Genomic DNA, 22,087 nt, shown 5'->3' on the forward strand with positions numbered 1-22,087 from the left:
GTGCGTTGTCCGAATAACCGGAACATCAGTGTAGGGTCTGCTGCACCGATTGGTGGCACTTTGACCCGACCCACAGTCTGGTTACCATCACACCTCGTTAGCTGATGGCCCTGGTTGTAGCGTTGGCGTGTGATTACTTTTCCGGACGGCACTGTGGTTCCTGCTCTGGGGCAGGGAACGTGGAACCTGGGTGACTCTCCTGCCAGCCGGAACGCTGAGATCCGGGCGCTGCGCACAGGTATTGATCTGGGTCTGACCGTGATCGATACCGCCGAGATGTACGGTAACGGGCGCAGTGAGGACCTTGTCGGTGAAGCCATCAGGGGTAGGCGCGATGAGGTTTTCCTGGTGAGCAAGGTCCTACCCTCGAACGCCTCCGCATCAGGGACGATCGAGGCCTGTCATGCAAGCCTGGACCGTCTGGGCACTGACTGCCTGGACCTGTACCTCCTGCATTGGCGGGGGAGATTCCCTCTCGAGGAGACCGTCGCAGCGTTCGAGTCCCTCATCGAAGAGGGCTCGATCCGTGCGTGGGGTGTGAGTAACCTCGACACCGACGAGCTCCAGAGTTTGCCTGAGGGGTGCCAGACCGATCAGGTGCTGTACAACCTGACCCGTCGCGGTCCGGAGTTCGACCTGATGCCATGGTCCACTTCGATGAAGATGCCCGTGATGGCCTATTCGCCCGTGGAGCAGGGACGACTGCTCGGCAACCCGGATCTGACACAGATCGCACGTGAGCTTGGCGCGACGCCTGCGCAGGTCGCTCTGGCGTGGACAATGCGCACCAGCAGCGTGCTCGCGATCCCGAAGGCTTCGACCGTCGAGCATGTGCTCGAGAACGCCGCCGCCCGCGACCTTCACCTCAGCGACACCGATCTCGAGCGCCTCGATCGCGCTTTCCCGCCGCCGACACACCCAGAACCCCTCGAAATGCTTTGATACACGGTGGCTTCGGGATCACCGCCAACCCGGCCGCTGGATGTTGTGGGTCACGACGTTCCTGCGCTTGATGATCCGGTGAGCAACAGCTCTGCTAGCTGTGGTTCACCCCCGGGGCCGTCTCGAGGTTCGTGCTGCGATCGCACAGGACGTGGCTTCCCGACAGCGGGTGAAGGATGTCGCCATCCAAGGTGATTCGGCTACGGAATGCGGTGGAATTACGCTTCAACCTCTAGCCCCTTCTGGGGACGGCTCATTCGGGCACACGCCGCTTGACCTCGTCCGCCTTCAGGCGCTGGCGCGCGGTGTTCAGTCCAGCTCCCACCGGTACGTGGCCGGTGGCCGTTGCCAGCCCGAAGACCGGCATATCGCTGTAGATGCTTTCCCTGCCGCCCGGCATCGTCTCGTAGGTCTCGTGCCATACGCCGACGTCGCCCGTGCCGGCCGATTCGCGCATGAACCGGCGCCAGGGCTCGAGGTGCGGCGCCGACCTGTCGGCTGCGAACCGCTGGAGATGCTCCGGGCTCTTCCAGTAGCTGACCATGATGGTCGTCCGCCCGAACCATTGCTGGTAGCTCAGCAGCCCGGCGTCCGGCGTCGCGGCCAGGTGGGCAAGCATCTTGGGCATGGCCGCCCCCACCCGTGCGACCTTTCCGAACTTCCACCAGCGGTTGGCGCGCATACCGATCAGGAAGACCGTCACCGGGCCACCCCCGGGATCGGCGGTGAAACGTCCCGCGTGCACTTGCTTCGACATGTGCTTCTCCTTTGATAACGCTGTTACAGAACAGTGTTATGGAATACTGGTCCCATGGCAAGACCTCTGGTCCACGATGAGACCCTGCGCCGCAGGCTTCTCGACACCGCAGCCCTCCTCATCGCCCGTGACGGTGCCGCCTCCGTCTCGTTGCGCACTATTGCCGCTGCCGCCGGGACGTCGACGACGGCGGTGTATTCGCTCTTCGGGGGGAAGGCAGGACTGCTGACTGCCGTGCTCGATGACGGTTTCGCGTCCTTTGCCGCCTCCCAACAGGAGGCCGCCGCCGCCGGCCTCGAAGTATTGGGCCGGGCCTACCGAGCCTGGGCGCTGGCGCATCCGATCCTCTACGGCCTGATGTTCGGCGGTTCACTGGCCGGTCAGGTGCAGTGCCAGCCGACGCCGGGTGCCGCTGAGCCGTCGATCGCTCCACTGTTCGGCGCGATTGCCGCAGCGCTGCCTGGAGCAGCGGATGACGAGATCGCCTCGATGGTCGGCGTTGTGTGGGGGCAGGTCCACGGGCTGGTGTCCTTGGAGTTGGCGGGTGCGCCGGCGGCCGGCTGGACCTGGGACGCGGTCTATGACGCCGCCATGCGACAGATCGATCGCTCGCTCGGGCACTGAGGAGGATCAGTCCGCGAACAGCCCATGGGCGACGGCGTCGACCGGGAGCCGTCCGACCTCCGGATCCCGTGCCGGTCGGCCCCTGTGTTCGTCGGCGTGACGACCTGTCCCGCAACGGGTTGTCCGTCCAGTAGCTACCTTCCGTCTCGCTGATGGATCAACGACCGGACCCCAAGGAGCACCACGGCGAGTCGTTGTCCGGCTATGAGCGACGGAGAATCACCTCATGATGAGCACAGGAGAGATCGAAGGTCTCGTGGTCCAGGTGAGCGCACCGGACTCCGCGCTGTCCGCGGGCTACGGCCCGAGCGGAGCAGTCCACGTCGTGTCCGAGCCCGTGAGCGAGGAGCTGGAGTGCCGCAAGGGTCCTACCTGAGCGTCGTGGACGGGCAGGCCTGGGTGGGCGTTACCGTGCGATGACACCTGACGGGCACCAGGGGTGCGACGACGATGCGATCAGTGGTGTCAATGTTCTGATCACGCTATTAGGCTCAGACGACCGGGTGTCCGGTATCGGAATGGGGGAGTACGACATGGCTTTGCATGGATTCGGGATGGTCATTGTTGTGGGGGCTTATCTGCTGTTGATCGCCGTCGTGGGCTTCATGCTCTACGTGGTGGTCCGCTTCGCTGTGAAGCACGGCATGCGGTCCTATCATGCAGAGGCTGCCCGTCGCCCTGGGTCAGGAAGCGAAGCGTGACGGGATGCCGGCCGTGGACGTTTTCAGCATCCTGGTGTTCGGCCTCGTTACCGCGCTGACGCTTCTCATTCCCTTCGCGTTGGTCAAGCTGGCATGGAAGCCCGCACGCACGAGGACACCGCGTGGATGGGGCGGCGGCGGGTCGGCCGCGGCTGTGGGAGGTGCGGCCTTCTTCGGTGGCAGCGATGGGTCAGGCGGCGGTGATGGAGGCGGTGGTGGTGACTGCGTGTGATCCGGTGCCATTCCCGATCGGCATCACCAGCCGGAGGATCGCCGGTGGTCGCATGACCGAGTGCTGGTGCCACAGGTGATCCACCCGCCGAAGCCGGACTAAAGTCCCTGTTCCGCATGATCCCTCAGGCGTAGCTTCTAAGTGCGGTCCCGCAATGGCGCAGGGCCGCACCAAGGAGCACCATGAGCAAGCTTTCGGCATTCCGCGTTCTTGGGCTCTCCAGCCTGATCGTGCTCACGGGCTGTTTCGGCCCTCCGACCGATGCGCCCACGAACAGCCCCGCCGCTCCCACGACGGCTAGCCCGTCCGTCGCGACCCCGCCCAGCACGCTGCCGGCTGCGCCCACCCCCACGGCGGGTGCGCCGTCCCCCGCGAGCCCGCCCCCGACGGAGGACACAGCGCCGACGGGAATTCCGGAGCAGGTCGCTCCGCTGACGCTCTACTACGTCGCTGTCGGTGACGACGGAGCATCGGGGCCCTCGATCGGCTGCGGTGACAGCCTCATCGCTACGACCACGGCCCCGGTCCGATTCACGGACCAGCTGGGTTCCAGCATGGAGACCCTGCTCGCGAACAAGAGCCGCGACGTCGGCCTGTCGGGGCTCGTGAACGCCCTGTACCAGTCGAGCCTCACGTACGTCGACGGTGAGCTGGACGGCAGCACGGTCTCGGTCTGGCTCACCGGGGAGTTCGTGCTCGGGGGTGTCTGCGACGTACCGCGCGCGAAGGCGCAGCTGGAGTACACCGCCATGGGCGCTGCCGGTGCCGCAAGTGCCCAGGTCTTCGTCAACGACCGCCCGATCGACGAGGTGCTCAGCCTCAAGTGATGCGGCCGGCCGGAATACACCGGAAGGAGGCAGGGATGCTGGGAGCCGTGCGCGCTTCCACGCGACAGTACTGCCGGCAGCACTTCCTGCAGGAAAGCTGTTGTCCTTCAGATTCACGGTCCGGACCGACGAGTTCCGGCATCCGTCTTCGGCGGGGCCGGGCTCACGCTTTGCCGGCGAGTGCCCGATCCTTCAGTACTGTGAACTCCGGTTCCGAGATGGTGCCCGAATCCAGAAGCGTCTTCGCCTTCGCGATCTCCTCGGCCGAACTCGGTGCCGACAGGCCGCGGATGTAGTCCTCCGCGGCCTCCTGCGCGGCCCCGGCACGCGCCGCCTCGCGGCTGACCATCCCCGAACCACGGCTCAGAAGGTAGGCCAGGACTGTCAGGAACGGGAGGAAGACGAGGAAGATCACCCACAGCGCCTTCGCCCATCCACTGATACTCCGATCCCTGAAGAGATCAATGACGACCTGGAAGAGGACGATCAAGTAGGCGAACATCGCAAAGAACCAGAAAAACAGCCAGAAGACATCCCAGATATTCTCCAAAACATTCATTGCCCTACTCCTGTTGCCTGTGTTGTCGTGCCGCGCACCGTAGAGGTGGCCGACTCTGATGCGTCAAGTCTGCTGACCCGCGGAATCGGTCTGAAGGGCCCAAAGTCCCCGGGCCGCGCGTCCTCCCACCCTCCGCAGCGGACCGGTTGGGCAGCGGATCCGGCGTTATCATCGTCCATGGATTCGAATGGCGGATTCGATGACCGTCCAGTGTATTTCCGCGAGCTCGATCGCGCCGGACGTCGTCGGGCCGTGGTCCGCGCGCTTATCCGCCTGCTGGTCGTGACGGTGGTTGTCCTTGGCTGCTACTTCCTCATCCCCGTCGGGGGGTTCGATGGGAGTGGGTCGGTGGGTGCGTGGATCAGGCTGGTCGGTGTCGTCCTGGTCTTCACCGGCGCCCTGGCCCTTCAGCTGCAGCTGATCATGACGGCGCATGTTCCCCAGATCCGGGCTGCAACGGCGGTCGGCGAGTCCGTCCTGATCTTCCTCTGCCTCTTCTCCCTGCTCTATCTCTCGATCTCAGTGTCAGACCCGCTGTCCTTCAGCGAGTCGCTCGACAGAATCGATGCCCTGTACTTCACGACGTCGACGTTCGCCACCGTGGGATTCGGCGACATAACGCCGTCGGACCAGCTCGCGCGCGCAGTCGTCAGTATTCAGATCATCGCCGATCTGGGCGCGCTCCTGCTGATCGCGAAGGTGACCTTCTCCGCGGCGTCGCGAGGACTCCACCGATGACCCGGTGAGGCACGTCGAGGTCTTTCGACCCTGGTGGGAGAGAGCGGCGAGCGGCATGATCCGATCATCCTTCGAATAAAGGGGGGCCATCATGGCCGGCCTTGGTGATCTTCGACCCGGCCGCCGCGCCCGGGCATCGTTGCTCCGGCTGCTGGCGGTTCTGCTTGCGCTCGCACTCGGCGTGGTGTTCGCTGCACCCGCCCGAGCAGTCGACTACGGACATGACGTTTCGTGGCCGCAGTGTCCGGGCGGTCTTCCGATGCCGCCGGAAAGCACGGAGTTCGTGGTCGTGGGGCTGACGAACGGACTAGCGTTCACCGAGAACCCCTGCCTGGACGGGCAGTTCCAGTGGGTGCTCGATCGAGGCGTCCGGGCTCAGGCCTACGCAATGGCCACGTTCCCCACCACAGCGCAGTACGACACCTACGGCGACGACGGTCCCTGGCCCGCGACCACCAGACCGGACCGGCTGCGCAACGTCGGATACGCCGAGGGCCGTGCGGCCCTTGCATCCCTCGATGAGGTGGGCTGGCGCCCGGAGAGAATCTGGGTCGACGTCGAGCCCCGCCCGCGACAGCCCTGGCCCAGCTCGACAGCGGGCCAGCGGCAGGAGAACCGGTACGTCATCTCCGGGCTCCTGGCCGCACTGGCGGACGCTGGGTACCCGCACGGGATCTACTCCTATTCGAGCGGTTGGGAGGCCATCACCGGGTCGTGGCAGCTTCCCGACGTGCCGGTCTGGTCACCGGCGGGGCGTCTGGACTTCGCCAGTGAAGCATCCGACCTCTGCGTGGATCGTAGCTTCTCCGGTGGCACCGTCCACATCGCGCAATGGACCGACGGCACCTACGACTACGACATGACGTGCATCGGGGTCTACCAGGCCCATGTCGCGACCGTCGGCTGGCAGTCGAGCGTCTCGGACGGCGCCACCGCAGGAACGACTGGCCGGTCGCTGCCGATGGAGGCGCTGCGCCTGTCGGTGGCAGGAGACCGCCTGTCGGGCGACATCCTGTGGAGGGGGCACGTGCAGAACATCGGCTGGAAACCATGGACGACGTCGGCGTCCCCGATCGGAACGACCGGCCGCGGTCTGCGCCTGGAGGCGTTCGAGCTGCGCTTGACGGGGGATCTGGCCTCTCAGTACAGCGTCAGGTACCGGGCCCACGTGCAGAACGTCGGTTGGCAGCCGTACGGGCTCGACGGAGCCACGGCCGGCACCGTCGGGCAAGGTCGGCGGGTGGAGGCCGTCACGATCGAGCTGGTTCCGAAGGTCGCCCCGGCTTTCACTGCCGTCTATTCCGCCCACGTCCAGAACCTGGGCTGGGTGGCGGACGTCTCGGATGGGAACGTCGCCGGAACCACGGGTCGGGCCCTGCGGGTCGAGGCGTTGCGCCTCGACGTGTCCAGCACGGCTCATGCCGGGGACATCGAGTGGCGGGGGCATGTGCAGTCGATCGGCTGGCAGCCGTGGACATCCTCGGCCAATGCCATCGGCACGACCGGGCAAGGGCTACGCCTGGAAGCATTCCAGATCAGACTGACCGGTGAGATGGCGAACCGCTACAGGATCCACTACCGCGCCCACGTACAGGATCTGGGCTGGCAGTCATGGGTCGCCGATGGCGGAACGGCGGGCACGTCGGGCGTGGGCAGACGGATCGAGGCCGTGCAGATCCTGCTCGCACCCAGGACCGGTGGCTAGCACGGCGGAGTCTTCCCGATGCCGTTCGGAGACCATCCCAGCGCGGGCCCCAGGTTCCCTGCGATGTCGCTGAGGATCTGGACGTAGTCCTCGTGGTCGAAGCTGAACGGCAGGGCGAACGCCACCTCGTCGACCTCCTGGAACCCGGCGTGCCCGTAGAGATGCTCGGCGATCTCATCGCTGGTGCCGATGATGTCCGGGGCGAACAGCATCCCCTTGGGTCCCTGCGGAGCCCGGGTACGGGGTAGTCGCTGATCGACGTACCGCTGGTACTTCTCCCGCTGGTCCGACGACGCCGAGTCGGTCGGGATCACCACCAGGCCCTGCGAGACCCGGGCCGGCCCCTGCGGCCGGGATGACGCGGTGGCGGCATCGCGATAGGCGCGGATCTGCGACTGCTGGATCCGGGCGAAGTCCGGTTCCTGGTCCTTGTCAGGGAAGAGGACGCTGCTGGAGAGCAGGTTGAAGCCGTTCGTCCCGGCCCACGCGGCCGATCTGCTGCTGCCGGCCCCGTACCAGAGGCGTTGGCGCAGCCCGGGAGAATGCGGTTCGACACGGCTGGAGAACTCTTCGACGACTCCCTGCCTGCCGGCGAACTCGCGGACCGGTTCCCCTGCGACCAGACGGGCGAGCCGTTCCACACGGGCGTAGCTGAAATCCTCGAGGTCCGCGGAGTCCGGGTACAGCTCGTCCTTCACTGTGTCGTAGTGCATGGGTTCACCGACGCTCAGGCCCGGGTGGATCCGCCCGCCGGCGAGCAGATCGACGGTGGCGAGGTCCTCGGCCAGGCGCAGGGGATTCTCCCAACCCAGCGGGGTCACGGCCGTGCCGATCGAGATCCTGGCGGTCCGCTGGCTGGCGGCGGCCATCATCACGATGGGGGAGGAGATCCCGTACTGCAGATGGCGGTGGCGCAGCCAGGCGCTGTCGAACCCGAGCCGCTCACCGAGTTCGATGACCTGCAGCGTCGATTCGTGCCCGGCGGCCGGGTCCGCGGGATCGAACAGGCCGATCGTGAGGAAGCCGAGCCTGCGTAACGGACGGGTGGGGTCGGGCATGGGCTTCCTTCTCAGGAGGGGCGTAGGGCTGGTCCCACACTAGGCGCTGCACGCAGTGCTCCTCCATCCTCCGACATCACGGAAAACCCTTCCGGAGCCTCACCACATCCGGCTGTTCGTCTCCGAGACGAAGCCCCGGCCGTCCGAGAACCAGTGGATGGTGGAGCTGTTCCGTGCGGTGGGTGTGGTCAGTGCGGAGAAGAGGTCCGCGTTGAAGCGGTTGCTCAGTTCGGGAGAGCTGAGCACGGTCTCTTTCGTGATGACGAAGACCGGTCCCTTCAGCCCCCTGCTCTGGATCGACAGGTGAACCTCCGCGTGCTGGTCGAGCCGAACCTTGAGTGCGCCGATGGCAGCCTGGACGTCGGCGTCGTCGTCCCAGACAGCCGCGTGCTTGTCGACGAAGAGCCAGGCCATGATGCTTCCCTCTGTCCGAGCGCTAGTCCGCGTGTCCAAGCGGAACCTGAGTACTCCCACAACCGCCCCGCCCGGTTCCCTTAGCAAACACCGACGCCCGCGCCTGATCAAGCACCGGTTCGTCCTGGGCCGACCCTCGAGTGGGAGGGCACGCACTGCTGGGAGGATGCTGGAGAAGTCCGATGAACATTTGGTTGCAGCTCGGTAACAACCCGCGGTGGCCTTCCCCATCGATACCTGTTGGTAACAAAGTGCACTTAGGCTTTTGCTCACGTGAGTGGCGTCACCCTTCCGGTGGCGCATCGGCTGTCATGCAACACCGCGTGAAGCTGGAACCACACTATGAAATAGGAGGCGGAATGCGTTTCGTACGTACTTCCAAAGCTTTGGGAGTTGCTGCTGTGGCAGCACTCGCGTTGAGCGCCTGCGCTGCCAATACGGGAACTGAAACACCCGAGGCGAGCGCCGAGGGCGAAGCAACGGGCGGAAACATCCGTGTTGTAGAGGTGAATGCCTTCAGCTCGTTCAACTCGAGCACCTCCGAAGGCAACGTGGACATCAACGGCGTGATTGCCTACGCAACCCACTCCGGCTTCAATTACATCAACAACGACCTCGAGGTCGTCCCGAATGAAGACTTCGGTTCCATGGAGGTCCTCTCCGAGGACCCCCTGAGCGTCAAGTACACGGTCAATGAGGGCGTCAACTGGTCCGACGGCGAACCAGTCGACGGCGGCGACCTACTGCTGCAGTGGGCTATCGAGTCGGGGTACTTCAACGACGCCACCACTGATGACGCTGGTGAAGTCGTGTCGGGTGCCACCTACTTCGACTACGCGGGTGACACGACCGGACTCGCCCTCACCGAGCTTCCGGAGATCGGCGAGGACGGGCGGTCGATCACGCTGAACTACTCGAAGCCCTTCGCCGACTACGAGGTCGCATTCGGGCTCATGACGGAGGGCGGCATCGACACGCCGGCCCACGTTCTGGCCGAGAAGGGCGGCCTCGCGGACGAGGACGCGCTCATCGAGCTCATCCAGACCGAACCGGCCGGAGACCCCGAGAACCCCGTGGAGCGTCCCGAGGTGCAGGCCGTGGCCGACTTCTGGAACACGGGCTTCGACACCAAGTCGCTTCCGTCCGACCCGTCGTTGTTCCTCTCGAACGGTCCGTTCATCGCCTCGGACATCACACCGGACCAGTCGATGACGCTGGTACGCAACGAGGACTACAGCTGGGGCCCGACGCCGAAGGTGGACGAGATCACCGTCCGCTACATCGGTGAGGCGCCCGCACAGGTCCAGGCGCTGCAGAACGGCGAAGTGGACATCATCGCGCCGCAGGCCTCGGCGGATACGGCCGAGCAGCTCGAAGCGCTCGAGGGCGTAACTGTGGTGCGTGGCAACGAACTGTCCTACGACCACCTCGACCTCAACTTCAGTGGCGTCTTCGAGGACGAAAGTGTCCGCGAGGCCTTCATGAAGACGGTGCCCCGCCAGCAGCTGGTGGACTCCATCATCAAGAAGCTGAACCCCGACGCCGAGCCGCTCGACTCCCAGCTTTTCCTGCAGGACCAGGAGCCATACGAGGAGTCTGCCGCCAACAACGGATCCGAGGCCTACTCGGAGGTCGACATCGAAGGGGCCAAGGAGCTCCTCAACGGAGCGACCCCCGAGGTCCGGATCATGTACAACCGCGACAACCCAAACCGCCTCAACTCCTACACGCTGATCGCGGAGTCGGCCTCGCAGGCCGGTTTCAAGATCGTCGACGGCGGCCTCGGTGCCTCCGATTGGGGAGCTGCGCTCGGCAACGGAACCTATGACGCGACCATCTTCGGCTGGATCAACGCAGGTGTCGGCGTGTCCGGCGTGCCGCAGATCTTCAAGGGCGGCAATGGCTCCAACTTCAACGGGTTCTCGAGCCCCGAGGCCGACGAGCTCATGGACCAGCTGATCGTCGAGACCGACCCGGACAAGCAGGACGAGCTGCAGATCCAGATCGACAAGCTGATCTGGGACGCCAAGTACGGACTGCCCCTGTTCCAGGTGCCGGGTATGAATGCATACAGCGACAACGTCAGCGGTGTCGAGTACATGCCGAACCAGACCGGTGTGTGGTGGAACTTCTGGGATTGGCAGATCGCCCAGTAGCTCACCGGCACAAGCGCATGCCCCTGTGAGAAGGCGTCGGGACCGGGACATTTCGCCCGTCCCGGCGCCTTTCTCTGTGCGCGGTGCGCAGCCGCCGTACGGCTGCGCGCACTGTGCACCGGCCCGGCAGGGGATCGGGCGGATCGGAGACGCTCGAGGCCCTGCACTACACTTCTGCGATAGCACGGGAACACCCTCCCGAATCCAACATTGAGGCTCGACATAAATGGTGACCTACATCGTTCGGCGTCTGGTGACGGCCGTCCTCATCCTGTTCGGCGCGTCCTTCGTGGTCTACCAGCTCACCGCCCTGTCCGGTGATCCGCTCGAGGACCTGCGGGCCAGTAATGCGCCGAACCGGGATCAGCTCATCCAGGCGCGCACGGAACTCCTCGACCTCAACACCCCGGCGCCGCTGCGCTACTTCGGCTGGCTGGCGGGCGCGGCCAAGTGCCTCATCCCCTTCGCCGCGACCTGCGACCTCGGATCGAGTATCCAGGGTGAAGCCGTCACCACCGCGCTGACCCGTGCCATGGGGAACACGATCACGCTCGTCACCACCGCCACCGTGCTCGCCATCATGATCGGTATCTCGCTCGGCATCATCACCGCCCTCCGGCAGTACAGCGGCCTGGACTACGGCGTGACATTCATGTCCTTCCTGTTCTTCTCACTGCCGATCTTCTGGCTCGCCGTCCTCCTCAAGGAGTTCGGCGCCATCGGCTTCAACAACTTCCTCGCGGACCCGCAGATCCCGGGATCGACGATCCTCGTCGTCGCGATAGCCAGCGGCCTGATCTGGGCCCTGTTCGCGAGCAGGTCCTGGAAGAGCAAGGGCATCGCGTTCCTCCTGGGAGCCGTCGTCGCGGCTGCGCTGCTCTTCGTCCTCGACCTCGTGGACTGGTTCTCGAAGCCGGGCCTCGGGCCGATCATCATCCTCGTCACCGGAGTGGGCATAGCCTTCGGGATCGTCCTGCTCACGGCGGGCCTCAGGAACCGCAAGGCGCTGTACTCCTCGCTGATCATGGTGGCCCTCGGCCTCGTCGCCTACTACGTCGTCAATCCCATCCTCAACGCCGCGACCACCTGGATGATCCTCATCTTCGCGATCGTCACGGTGCTCGTGGGCGTGGCTGTCGGCTACTTCATGGGCGGCTACGACCGCGGGCAGAGCATGCGCGCTGCCGCGCTGACCGGTCTGCTCATGGGCCTGCTCATCGTGGTGGACCGCTTCATGGTCACGTGGCCGTCCTACGTCAGCAACTCGCGCGTCCGTGGCCGCCCGATCGCGACCGTCGGCGCGGAGACGCCCGGACTGGACGGAACCTTCTGGGTCAACGGGCTCGACACCTTCACGCACCTGCTGCTGCCCACTATCGCGCTGCTGCTCGCTTCGCTCGCGAGCTACAGCCGCTATTCCCGCGCCTCCATGCTCGAGATCATGAACATGGACTACATCCGCACGGCGCGGGCCAAGGGCCTCAGCGAGCGGACCGTGGTCATGCGCCACGCCTTCCGCAATGCGCTGATCCCCCTCGCAACCCTCGTGGCCTTCGACATCGGAGCGCTGATCGGCGGGGCCATCATCACGGAGCAGGTCTTCGCCTTCGCGGGTATGGGCCAGCTCTTCGTCCAGGCGCTGCAACGCACCGACCCCGACCCGATCATGGGCTTCTTCCTGGTGGCGGGCATCCTCGCGCTGGTCTTCAACCTCGTGGCCGACGTCGTGTATTCGTTCCTCGATCCTCGCGTAAGGGTGAAAGCATGAGCACTCAGACTCCCTCCGACCTCCCCGGCGGTGAAGGTGCCACCGTCACGGGCCCCACGCACCCCGCACCGGAGGCCGAGGCGAAGGGCCTCTCGCAGGGCCAGATCGTCCGCAGGAAGTTCTTCGACAACACGGCCGCCATCATCAGCCTCGTCGTCTTCGCCGTCGTCTTCGTCCTGGCGTTCACGTCCGTCGGGTTCGCCGGGATCCCCGGATGGTGGAAGTACAACCACACCGAGTTCGTGCCGCTGCTCAACGGTGGTGCGCCGACGGTCACGGGTCCGTTCAGCTGGGGGGAGCACCCGTTCGGGCAGGATTCGATCGGCCGCGACTACTTCGCCATGACGATGCGCGGCGCGCAGAACTCGATCATCATCATGTTCCTCATCGGCGCGCTCGCGGGCCTGGTGGGCGTCGTGATCGGTGCGAGCTCGGGCTACTTCCGCGGCTGGACCGAGGCCGTGCTCATGCGCTTCACCGACGTCATCATCATCATCCCGCTCGTGCTGATCGCGGCGACGCTGGGGGAGTCCGTGAACCGCTTCGTCGGCAGCGGCGCCCAGGTGTGGCTGCTCGGCATCTTCCTGGGCCTGATCGCCTGGACGGGGCTCGCACGGCTGGTGCGCGGCGAGTTCCTGACGCTCCGTGAGCGTGAATTCGTGGATGCGGCGAAAATCGCAGGGGCGTCGAACGCCCGGATCATCTTCAAGCACATCCTGCCCAACGCGGTCGGCGTGATCATCGTGAACACCACGCTGCTGATGTCCGCCGGGATCCTGCTCGAGACGGCGCTCAGCTACATCGGATTCGGCGTGAAGGCCCCGGACGTGTCCCTGGGCCTGATCATCAGCCAGAACCAGGAGGCGTTCCAGACCCGGCCGTGGCTGTTCTGGTTCCCCGGCCTGTTCATCGTGCTGATCTGCCTGTGCATCAACTTCATCGGCGATGGCCTGCGTGACGCCTTCGACCCGCGGCAGAAGAAGTTCAACGCCGGCCGGGCCAAGGAGTCAGAGAAGTCCGCAGCCGGGTGAGGAGCTTCCTAGGAGCCGAGGCCCTGCGACACGGCGCCTACCACCACCAGTCCGACGGCAGCCGCGATGTGCGGCCAGTTCCAGGTCCGGTGCGCGCGGCCCGGACGGTCGACGTCGAGCGTTCCGCTCTCGACCAGCTCCTGCCAGCGCGAGCGGACGAGATAGGCGGCGTAGCCGGAATCGGTGTTCTTCAGGTCTCCCGGGCGCACGGACCCGCCGGGGCCGTAGCTCGTGGACGGCAGGTTCGTGACGTGTTCGGGCTTCCCTGCGTGGGTGCCCCAGACGCCGGGAGCCGGTGCCGCCCAAGCGGTGAAGGCGCCGGACGGCGTGACCAGCTTCAGGGCGTACTTCGTGTCGACGTCGATCAGCGCGGACCATGGCACCCTGATGGTCGCCAGGGGGTTGCGGAGGGTGACGGAGTCCTCGGCGAACACCACCGCGGGGTACCAGAAGAGCCACCAGCCGCCGTAGGCGATGCCGATCAACGGCCAGGCCGCGAGCAGGCCGGCGGGGCCCGCTGTCGCCACGACGGACACCAGCCCTCCCGCGGCGATGAGAACCGCGACGCCGGTGAACCAGACACTGGTGCGCGGCTTGAAAACGGCGGCCCCGGCCACCTTCGAGCTCTCCATGGCTCAATAGTCCCAGCACCGCAGCCGCTCGCGGCAATCCAGGAGTACCCGCCACCCCGCGGGACCTCCGTCACGAAGGAGAACCCCTCATGAGTACTCAGGTAATCGGCGGCACCGGAGGCGCCGGCGCGGACCGGCCGGCGTCCCAGGGTCCCGTGCTCGAGGTCCGGAACCTCAGCGTCGATTTCGGTGTCGACAAGAAGTGGGTCCCGGCGGCGATCGATCTCAACTACGAGGTTCGCGCCGGCGAGGTGCTCGCGATCGTGGGCGAGTCCGGATCCGGCAAGAGTGCCAGTTCCATGTCGCTGCTCGGGTTGCTGCCGTCGAACAGCCGCGTCACGGGGGAGGTCCTGCTCAACGGGAAGTCCGTCCTGACGATGTCACCCGCCAGGCTCCGGCAGATCCGCGGCAACGACGTCGCGGTGATCTTCCAGGAGCCCATGACGGCGCTCAATCCCGTCTACACCGTCGGTTTCCAGATCGTGGAGACCCTGCGCCTGCACAACGAGATCTCGCCGGACGAGGCCAGGCAGCGCGCCCTGCGCCTGCTGCAGATGGTGGAGTTGCCGGATCCGGACAAGGCGTTCCGGTCCTACCCCCACCAGCTGTCCGGCGGCCAGCGCCAGCGCGCCATGATCGCGCAGTCGCTGTCGTGTGACCCGAAACTCCTGATCGCGGACGAGCCGACCACCGCCCTGGACGTCACGGTGCAGGCCGAGATCCTCGACCTCATGCGCAACCTGCGGAACCAGCTCAACAGTGCGATCGTCCTGATCACGCACGACATGGGCGTGGTGGCGGACCTGGCGGACCGGATCGCGGTGATGCGGAAGGGCCGCATCGTGGAGACCGGCACCGCGGAGCAGATCTTCAACAACCCGCAGCACGAGTACACGAGGGCGCTTCTCGCCGCCGTGCCCCACCTCGGGCAGGGGGACGGGAACGACGACGTCGACATCACCGCCGCGCTGGCTGCGGCCACCCATACCGAACTGCAGACGGTGGACCACGACGAACTGGAGCGGCGCGAGCAGGAGGTGCTCGCCCATCTGGGGGAGGCCGTGGCGGCGCGTCCGGCTGCCGACCCGGTACTGGAGCTCACCGACGTCGCCATCGAATACCCGAAGCAGGGCCGTGTTCCTGCCTTCCGGGCGGTCGAGGGGGCGAATCTGACGGTCTACCCCGGCCAGGTGATCGGGCTGGTCGGGGAGTCCGGGTCCGGCAAGACGACCATCGGCCGGGCCGCGGTCGGCCTGCTGCCGGTCGCCCACGGCTCGCTGAAGGTCGTCGGGACCGACATCTCGGGCTTCCGGCCCACCTCGAAGGAACTCGTGAAGGTCCGCCGGCACGTCGGCATGGTGTTCCAGGACCCGTCGTCGTCGCTGAATCCCCGGCTGCCCATCGGTGAGAGCATCGGGGAACCGATGTTCCTCGCCGGCGAGGCCAAGGGCGGCGAACTGCAGAAGCGTATCGAGGCGCTGCTCGATCAGGTCGAGCTGCCGCGCTCCTACCGCAACAGGTACCCACACGAGCTCTCCGGCGGCCAGAAGCAGCGGGTAGGGATAGCCCGGGCGCTGTCCCTGAAGCCGAAGCTGATGGTCGCGGACGAGCCGACCTCCGCGCTGGACGTGTCCGTGCAGGCCAAGGTGCTGGAGCTCTTCCAGAACCTGCAACGGGAACTCGGCTTCGCCTGCCTCTTCGTCACGCACGACCTCGCCGTCGTCGACGTGCTGGCGGACTACATCTGCGTGATGAAGCGCGGGCGCATCGTGGAGCAGGGAACGCGCGAGCAGATCCTCCGCAGCCCCCAGGATCCCTACACCCAGCGACTCCTGGCCGCAGTGCCCCTGCCCGATCCGGCGAAGCAGCGTGAGCGTCGCGAACTCCGCGCCAAGCTGATGGCCTCGACCGACTGACCGCGCGCGCGAGGGTCCGCGGTGGGGAGCCCGTCCTGCAGGTGAGCAGGGCGGGCTTCCCCGTGTCGCCACCCGGCCGGGAATAGGTGGTACGCCTCCCGTTGTACAGTGCTCGGGGACCTTTTCCCGGATCCGTTATCAAAGCGTGATGCACTCCCGGCCTCCGCGCTGGCCTGCGGAAACGCGCTTCCCCCGCGTCAGGCTGAAAGTTTGCTGGGAGCCCCTTCCTCCTACATGTTCAGGGAAGCAACAGAACGGGCATATGATTTTCCGGTGTGAGTTGGCTCTCGCTCTCTGCGGGACCACTAATCCGGCAACATCAGCGCCGGAACGACCCAGATACCTAGGAGGCGGAATGCGTTTCACGCGCACTTCCAGAATGCTCAGCGTCGCGGCCATCGCCGTCCTGTCGCTGAGTGCATGCGGCGGCGGAAGCACTGAATCCAGCACGGGCGGCGGCACCACCGACGCAGTCATCGTGGTGGACGGCTCCGAGCCCCAGAACCCGCTGATCCCCACCAGCACCAACGAGGTGGGCGGCGGAGCGATCCTCGACCTGATCTTCGCGGGCCTCGTGAGCTACGACGCCGATGGCAAGCCCCAGAACGAGATGGCGGAGTCCATCGAGACCGAGGACGCCCAGAACTACACGATCACGCTCAAGGAAGGCAAGACCTTCACCAACGGTGACCCCGTCACCGCGAGCTCCTTCGTGGACGCCTGGAACTACGGCGCAGCTGCGAAGAACGCCCAGCTCTCGAGCTACTTCTTCGAGAGCATCGAAGGCTACGCCGAGGCCAGCGCCGAGGGTTCCACCGTGGAGACCATGAGCGGCCTCGCCGTCGTCGACGACCGGACGTTCACCGTCAAGCTGGCGCAGCCGGAATCGGACTGGGAGCTGCGCCTGGGCTACAGCGCGTTTTTCCCGCTGCCCGCCGCCGCCCTCGAGGATCCCGCAGCGTTCGGCGAGAACCCGATCGGCAACGGCCCCTACAAGTTCGCCTCCGAGGGTGCCTGGCAGCACAACCAGCAGATCGAACTCGTCCCGAACGACGAGTACGAGGGCCCCCAGGCCGCCCAGAACGCCGGTGTGACGTTCAAGATCTACCAGAACGACACCACCGCCTACCAGGACCTGATCTCGGACAACCTGGACGTCCTCAAGACGATCCCGACGAGCGACATCAAGAACTTCAAGAACGACCTCGGCGAGCGCTCGATCGAGTCGCCCTACGCGGGCAACCAGACCATCGCCGTGCCGTACTACCTCCCGAACTGGGACGGCGAGGCCGGCAAGCTCCGCCGCCAGGCGCTGTCGATGGCGATCAACCGCGACGAGATCACCGAGGTCATCTTCAACGGCGGCCGCACACCGGCCAAGGACTTCACCGCCCCCGTCCTCGACGGCTACAGCGAGGACCTGCCCGGCAGCGAGAACCTCGAATACAACCCGGACGAGGCCAAGGAGCTCTGGGCCGAGGCCGAGAAGATCGCGCCCTACGACGAGTCGCAGCCCCTGACCATCGGCTACAACGCCGACAAGGGCGACCACAAGACGTGGGTCGAGGCCGTGGTGAACAACGTGAAGAACAACCTCGGCATCGAGGTCGCGGGCAAGCCGTACGCGACCTTCAAGGAAGCCCGCACGGAAGCCACGGAGGAGACCCTCACGGGTGCCCTGCGCGCCGGCTGGCAGGCCGACTACCCGTCGCTGTACAACTTCCTCGGACCCATCTACGCCACCGGCGCCGGGTCCAATGACGCCCGCTACAGCAACCCCGAGTTCGACCAGCAGCTGAAGGACGGACTCGCCGCCAGCTCCGTCGACGAGGGCAACGAGGCCATGAACACGGCCCAGGAGCAGCTCCTCGAGGACCTCCCGGCCATCCCCCTCTGGTACCAGGTGGCCCAGGGCGGCTGGAGCAACAACGTGGACAACGTCGAGTTCGGCTGGAACGGTGTTCCGCTCTACTACGCCATCACCGGCAAGTAACCCCTAGCGGTCTCGGGGCCCGCCCGGCACAGGGCGGGCCCCTTTTCCGTGCTCCAACGAAAAGGTCCAACACCCCATGAGCAACCCCCACCCGCGTCCCGTCCGGACGCACGCCGCGCCGGGAGGTGCGCGCTGATGGCCTGGTACATCGTCCGACGCTTCCTGCAGCTCATCCCGGTCTTCCTCGGCGCCACGCTGCTGGTGTACTTCCTCGTCTTCAGCCTTCCGGGCGACGCCACTGCCGCGATCTGCGGTGAGCGGGGCTGTACCCCCGCCGTCGTCGCCGGGTTGCGCGAGCAGTACAACCTCGACCAGCCCTTCTGGATCCAGTACCTGCTGTACCTCAAGGGCGTGCTGACGTTCGATCTCGGCACCAACTTCTCCGGCCGCCCCATCGCGACCATCATCGCCGAGGTCTTCCCGACCACCGCGAAGCTCGCCATCATGGCACTGGTCATCGAGGCCGTCTTCGGGATCGTCTTCGGCCTCATCGCCGGCCTGCGCAAGGGCAGGATCTTCGACTCGTCGGTCCTCGTCCTGTCGCTGATCGTGATCGCGGTGCCCATCTTCGTCCTCGGCTTCCTGATGCAGTTCCTGATCGGGGTCAAGCTGCAGTGGACCAATCCGACCGTGAGCGGTGACGCCACATTCACGGAGCTCCTCCTGCCGGCCGTGGTCCTCGGGCTCGTGTCCTTCGCCTACGTGCTGCGCCTGACGCGCACGAGCATCATCGAGAACGTGAACGCCGACTACGTGCGCACGGCCACGGCCAAGGGCCTCAGCCGCCGCCGCGTCGTCGTCGTGCACGTCCTCCGCAACTCGCTGATCCCCGTCGTGACCTTCCTCGGTGCGGACCTCGGCGCCCTCATGGGCGGCGCGATCGTTACCGAAGGCATCTTCAACGTCAACGGGGTCGGCAACACCCTCTACCGCGCCGTGCTCAACGGTGACGGACCGATGGTCGTCTCGATCGTCACGTTCCTGATCCTCATCTTCTGCCTGGCGAACCTGCTGGTGGATCTCCTGTACGCGTGGCTGGACCCAAGGATTCGATATGCCTGAACCACTCTCACCCCTCGACGCGACTGCCCCCCGGGAGGCTCCCGTCCCCGTGGCACGCACCAAGACGTCCGCGTACCCGATCGAGCATTTCGTCGCCGACCCCGACGAGACGCCGGTGCGGGCCACGGACAGCGCCGTGTCCGACGCCGCGCCCCGCAGCCTCTGGAGCGAGGCGTGGCGCAGCCTGCGGAAGCAGCCGCTGTTCATCATCAGCGCGATCCTGATCCTCGCGGTCATCTTCGTGGCACTGTTTCCGGGCGTCTTCACCAACGAGCCGCCCAACGAGAACTGCCTGCTCGAGAACTCCGACGGCGGGCCCGCTCCCGGGCATCCCCTGGGCTTCACGGTGCAGGGCTGCGACATCCTCTCGCGCGTGGTCTACGGCACGCAGTCCTCGCTGACGGTCGGCCTGTTCGCCACGATCGGCGTCGTCCTCATCGGCGGCCTGATCGGTGCGCTGGCCGGGTTCTTCGGTGGTTGGGTCGACGCGGTGCTCGCCCGGGTGGGTGACATCTTCTTCGCCTTGCCGCTGATCCTCGGCGCGATCGTCGTCGTGCAGCTCCCGGTCTTCCAGCAGAACCGCAACGTGTGGACGCTCGTCGTCATCCTCGTGGCGTTCGGCTGGCCGCAGATCGCCCGTATCACGCGTGCAGCGGTCATCGAGGTGCGCAACGCGGACTTCGTCACGGCAGCGCGTTCGCTCGGCGTCTCGCCCCTGGGCGCCCTGGCCAAGCACGTCATCCCGAACGCGCTCGCGCCGGTGATCGTCATCGCGACGATCTCCCTCGGCACGTTCATCGTCGCGGAGTCGACGCTGTCGTTCCTCGGCATCGGGCTCCCGCCGGATGTCATGTCCTGGGGGAACGACATCTTCTCGGCGAAGCCGTCGCTGCGCAGCAACCCCATGGCCATCTTCTGGCCGGGCCTCGCGCTGTCGATCACCGTTCTGAGCTTCATCATGCTGGGCGACGCCCTGCGTGACGCTCTCGATCCGAAGGCACGCAAACGATGAGCCACAGCACTGAGAACGAGAAGGGCGGACGCCGTGCCGCCCGCACCGCACCGGCGGCGGATACCTCGGCGTCGGGCGGCGTCCAGCCGCTGCTCGAGCTCCGCGACCTCGCCATCACCTTCTCGACGTCGAACGGGGACGTACCGGCGGTGCGCAACGCGCACCTGACCGTGATGCCCGGTGAGACGGTCGCGATCGTGGGGGAGTCGGGCTCCGGGAAGTCCACGACGGCGCTGGCCGCCATCGGTCTCCTGCCCGCCAACGGCAGGGTCTCGAACGGCAGCATCATCTTCGACGGCGAGGACATCACCCATGCCTCCGAGAAGCGGATCGTCGAGCTCCGCGGTTCCTCGATCGGCATGGTGCCGCAGGATCCGATGTCCAACCTGAACCCCGTGTGGAAGATCGGGTTCCAGGTGAAGGAGACCCTGCGCGCCAATGGCCTGCCGAGCGGTCCCCAGGACGTCGCGAAGGTGCTCTCGGAGGCAGGGCTGCCCGACGCCGCCGCCCGCGCCAACCAGTACCCGCACGAGTTCTCGGGCGGTATGCGCCAGCGGGCCCTGATCGCCATCGGCCTGTCCTGCCGGCCGCGCCTGCTCATCGCCGATGAGCCGACGTCGGCCCTGGACGTCACCGTGCAGCGGCAGATCCTGGACCACCTCGACACCATGACGGAGGAGCTCGGCACGGCCGTGCTGCTCATCACGCACGATCTCGGCCTCGCCGCCGAGCGCGCGCACAAGGTGATCGTCATGTACAAGGGGCAGGTCGTGGAGGCCGGTCCCGCCCTCGAGCTCCTGACGAACCCGCGCCACCCGTACACGCAGAAGCTCGTGGCATCGGCACCCTCGATCGCGTCCCGCCGCATCGCGTCGGCGAAGAAGGCCGGCATCGAGACGGAGGACCTGCTCGCTCCCGCAGCGCCGGAGGGCGCCTCGGTGGACAGGGTCATCGAGGTCGAGGACCTGACGAAGGTCTTCAAGATCCGCGGCAGCTGGGGCAAGTCGACCGACTTCACCGCGGTGGACAAGGTCTCCTTCTCGATCGCGCGCGGCACCACCACCGCCGTCGTCGGAGAGTCCGGCTCGGGCAAGTCGACCGTGGCGAAGATGGTCCTCGGACTGGAGGGTGCGACGTCGGGCAGCATCCGCTTCGACGGCGTGGACATCACCACGCTCGGGCGCAAGGAGATGTTCGACTTCCGCCGCCGCGTCCAGCCGATCTTCCAGGATCCCTACGGCTCGCTGGACCCGATGTACAACATCTACCGGACCATCGAGGAACCCCTCCGTGTCCACGGGGTCGGCAACGCGAAGAGCCGTGAGAAGAAGGTCCGGGAGCTCCTGGACCAGGTGGCACTGCCGTCCGCGATGATGCAGCGCTTCCCCAACGAGCTCTCCGGCGGGCAGCGCCAGCGCGTGGCCATCGCCCGCGCACTGGCCCTCGACCCGGAGGTCGTCATCTGCGACGAGGCCGTCTCGGCGCTCGACGTGCTGGTGCAGGCCCAGATCCTGAACCTGCTCGCAGACCTGCAGTCGGACCTCGGCCTGAGCTACCTGTTCATCACGCACGACCTCGCGGTGGTCCGCCAGATCGCCGACCACGTGGCCGTGATGGAGAAGGGCAGACTCGTGGAGCAGGGCACCACCGACGAGGTGTTCGGCAACCCGAAGACCGCGTACACGCAGGCACTGCTCGCGGCGATCCCCGGAGCCGGACTCGTCCTGCCTCCCGAGGCGGCCTAGCCGGCACAGGCTGGACCGGGCACGGCACCGGGACGACGGACAGGACGGTCGCGACAGCGGCCGTCCGGGAAGAGCGGCCCCCCTGACGGGGGGCCGCTCTTCCCGTGTCAGAGGTCCGGTAGCCATCACGTCCGTTCGGGCCCGAGATAACGATTGACCCACGATGCCGTCCGGCGGTAGGGCCGTCTGTTCGGCCGCTCCGATCGCCGCACCGG

The 22,087-nt window shown here is 66.3% G+C and carries 20 protein-coding genes; 15 read left to right on the plus strand and 5 right to left on the minus strand.

The features are described 5' to 3' along the window. Positions 1-129 precede the first annotated feature (129 nt). On the plus strand, positions 130-942 hold the full coding sequence (locus tag AC1MFI_RS09995) for an aldo/keto reductase (RefSeq protein ID WP_479816579.1): 813 nt from the start codon (positions 130-132) through the stop codon (positions 940-942). Positions 943-1,195: 253 nt separating this feature from the next. Here the strand turns inward: AC1MFI_RS09995 and AC1MFI_RS10000 are convergent, their stop codons facing one another. Then, positions 1,196-1,699 carry a DUF4188 domain-containing protein gene (locus AC1MFI_RS10000; RefSeq protein WP_479816580.1) on the minus strand — a complete coding sequence of 168 codons (504 nt, stop codon included), beginning with the start codon at positions 1,697-1,699 and terminating at the stop codon, positions 1,196-1,198. A 54-nt stretch (positions 1,700-1,753) separates the two neighbouring features. Here AC1MFI_RS10000 and AC1MFI_RS10005 point away from each other — a divergent pair, with 54 nt between their 5' ends. The 4 genes from AC1MFI_RS10005 (at position 1,754) to AC1MFI_RS10020 (ending at position 4,083) form a co-directional block, all read left to right on the plus strand. Then, positions 1,754-2,323: a TetR/AcrR family transcriptional regulator gene (locus tag AC1MFI_RS10005; protein WP_479816581.1), complete on the plus strand. Its 570-nt coding sequence runs from the start codon at positions 1,754-1,756 to the stop codon at positions 2,321-2,323. Between the two features lie 226 nt (positions 2,324-2,549). Beyond that, positions 2,550-2,699, plus strand: a complete 150-nt coding sequence (locus AC1MFI_RS10010; RefSeq protein WP_479816582.1) for a hypothetical protein — start codon at positions 2,550-2,552, stop codon at positions 2,697-2,699. Positions 2,700-2,739: 40 nt separating this feature from the next. After that, positions 2,740-3,024: a hypothetical protein gene (locus AC1MFI_RS10015; RefSeq protein ID WP_479816584.1), complete on the plus strand. Its 285-nt coding sequence runs from the start codon at positions 2,740-2,742 to the stop codon at positions 3,022-3,024. Between the two features lie 414 nt (positions 3,025-3,438). Next, positions 3,439-4,083: a hypothetical protein gene (locus AC1MFI_RS10020; RefSeq protein ID WP_479816585.1), complete on the plus strand. Its 645-nt coding sequence runs from the start codon at positions 3,439-3,441 to the stop codon at positions 4,081-4,083. Positions 4,084-4,246: 163 nt separating this feature from the next. On the opposite strand, the gene AC1MFI_RS10025 is transcribed toward AC1MFI_RS10020, so the two are convergent. Then, the gene (locus AC1MFI_RS10025) at positions 4,247-4,642 is read right to left on the minus strand and encodes an SHOCT domain-containing protein (protein WP_479816587.1); all 396 of its coding nucleotides are present in this window, start codon (positions 4,640-4,642) and stop codon (positions 4,247-4,249) included. Between the two features lie 252 nt (positions 4,643-4,894). Here AC1MFI_RS10025 and AC1MFI_RS10030 point away from each other — a divergent pair, with 252 nt between their 5' ends. Both AC1MFI_RS10030 and AC1MFI_RS10035 read left to right on the plus strand, forming a co-directional pair. Beyond that, positions 4,895-5,380 carry an ion channel gene (locus AC1MFI_RS10030; protein WP_479816589.1) on the plus strand — a complete coding sequence of 162 codons (486 nt, stop codon included), beginning with the start codon at positions 4,895-4,897 and terminating at the stop codon, positions 5,378-5,380. A 259-nt stretch (positions 5,381-5,639) separates the two neighbouring features. Continuing rightward, positions 5,640-7,085 (plus strand): hypothetical protein, encoded by a 1,446-nt coding sequence (locus AC1MFI_RS10035; RefSeq protein WP_479816590.1) that lies wholly within the window; start codon positions 5,640-5,642, stop codon positions 7,083-7,085. Here the strand turns inward: AC1MFI_RS10035 and AC1MFI_RS10040 are convergent. Then, positions 7,082-8,143: an LLM class flavin-dependent oxidoreductase gene (locus AC1MFI_RS10040; protein ID WP_479816591.1), complete on the minus strand. Its 1,062-nt coding sequence runs from the start codon at positions 8,141-8,143 to the stop codon at positions 7,082-7,084. The two genes, AC1MFI_RS10035 and AC1MFI_RS10040, sit on opposite strands and share 4 nt — an antisense overlap. Positions 8,144-8,242: 99 nt before the next feature. Further along, the gene (locus AC1MFI_RS10045; protein WP_400482542.1) at positions 8,243-8,557 is read right to left on the minus strand and encodes a hypothetical protein; all 315 of its coding nucleotides are present in this window, start codon (positions 8,555-8,557) and stop codon (positions 8,243-8,245) included. A gap of 401 nt (positions 8,558-8,958) precedes the next feature. On the opposite strand from AC1MFI_RS10045, the gene AC1MFI_RS10050 reads away from it, so the two are divergent. The 3 genes from AC1MFI_RS10050 (at position 8,959) to AC1MFI_RS10060 (ending at position 13,512) form a co-directional block, all read left to right on the plus strand. Further along, on the plus strand, positions 8,959-10,713 hold the full coding sequence (locus tag AC1MFI_RS10050; protein ID WP_479816592.1) for an ABC transporter family substrate-binding protein: 1,755 nt from the start codon (positions 8,959-8,961) through the stop codon (positions 10,711-10,713). A 226-nt stretch (positions 10,714-10,939) separates the two neighbouring features. Next, positions 10,940-12,481, plus strand: coding sequence for an ABC transporter permease (locus AC1MFI_RS10055; RefSeq protein WP_479816594.1), 1,542 nt, complete (start codon positions 10,940-10,942; stop codon positions 12,479-12,481). Next, positions 12,478-13,512 (plus strand): ABC transporter permease, encoded by a 1,035-nt coding sequence (locus tag AC1MFI_RS10060; protein WP_479816595.1) that lies wholly within the window; start codon positions 12,478-12,480, stop codon positions 13,510-13,512. Before AC1MFI_RS10055 ends, AC1MFI_RS10060 begins: the two co-directional genes overlap by 4 nt. 8 nt (positions 13,513-13,520) lie before the next feature. Here the strand turns inward: AC1MFI_RS10060 and AC1MFI_RS10065 are convergent, their stop codons facing one another. After that, on the minus strand, positions 13,521-14,144 hold the full coding sequence (locus tag AC1MFI_RS10065) for a PH domain-containing protein (protein ID WP_479816597.1): 624 nt from the start codon (positions 14,142-14,144) through the stop codon (positions 13,521-13,523). 89 nt (positions 14,145-14,233) lie between these two features. Between AC1MFI_RS10065 and AC1MFI_RS10070 the strand changes: the two genes are divergently transcribed. The 5 genes from AC1MFI_RS10070 to AC1MFI_RS10090 all read left to right on the plus strand — a co-directional run bounded on the left by AC1MFI_RS10070 (position 14,234) and on the right by AC1MFI_RS10090 (position 21,872). Further along, positions 14,234-16,060 (plus strand): ABC transporter ATP-binding protein, encoded by a 1,827-nt coding sequence (locus AC1MFI_RS10070; protein ID WP_479816599.1) that lies wholly within the window; start codon positions 14,234-14,236, stop codon positions 16,058-16,060. A gap of 355 nt (positions 16,061-16,415) precedes the next feature. Continuing rightward, on the plus strand, positions 16,416-18,053 hold the full coding sequence (locus tag AC1MFI_RS10075) for a peptide ABC transporter substrate-binding protein (protein ID WP_479816602.1): 1,638 nt from the start codon (positions 16,416-16,418) through the stop codon (positions 18,051-18,053). Between the two features lie 135 nt (positions 18,054-18,188). Continuing rightward, the gene (locus AC1MFI_RS10080) at positions 18,189-19,115 is read left to right on the plus strand and encodes an ABC transporter permease (protein ID WP_199276429.1); all 927 of its coding nucleotides are present in this window, start codon (positions 18,189-18,191) and stop codon (positions 19,113-19,115) included. After that, the gene (locus AC1MFI_RS10085) at positions 19,108-20,127 is read left to right on the plus strand and encodes an ABC transporter permease (protein WP_479816604.1); all 1,020 of its coding nucleotides are present in this window, start codon (positions 19,108-19,110) and stop codon (positions 20,125-20,127) included. Before AC1MFI_RS10080 ends, AC1MFI_RS10085 begins: the two co-directional genes overlap by 8 nt. After that, positions 20,124-21,872 carry an ABC transporter ATP-binding protein gene (locus AC1MFI_RS10090; protein ID WP_479816606.1) on the plus strand — a complete coding sequence of 583 codons (1,749 nt, stop codon included), beginning with the start codon at positions 20,124-20,126 and terminating at the stop codon, positions 21,870-21,872. The genes AC1MFI_RS10085 and AC1MFI_RS10090 overlap by 4 nt, the downstream gene beginning before the upstream one ends. Positions 21,873-22,087: the final 215 nt, after the last annotated feature.

It is taken from the genome of Arthrobacter sp. BC5, from assembly GCF_056680255.1.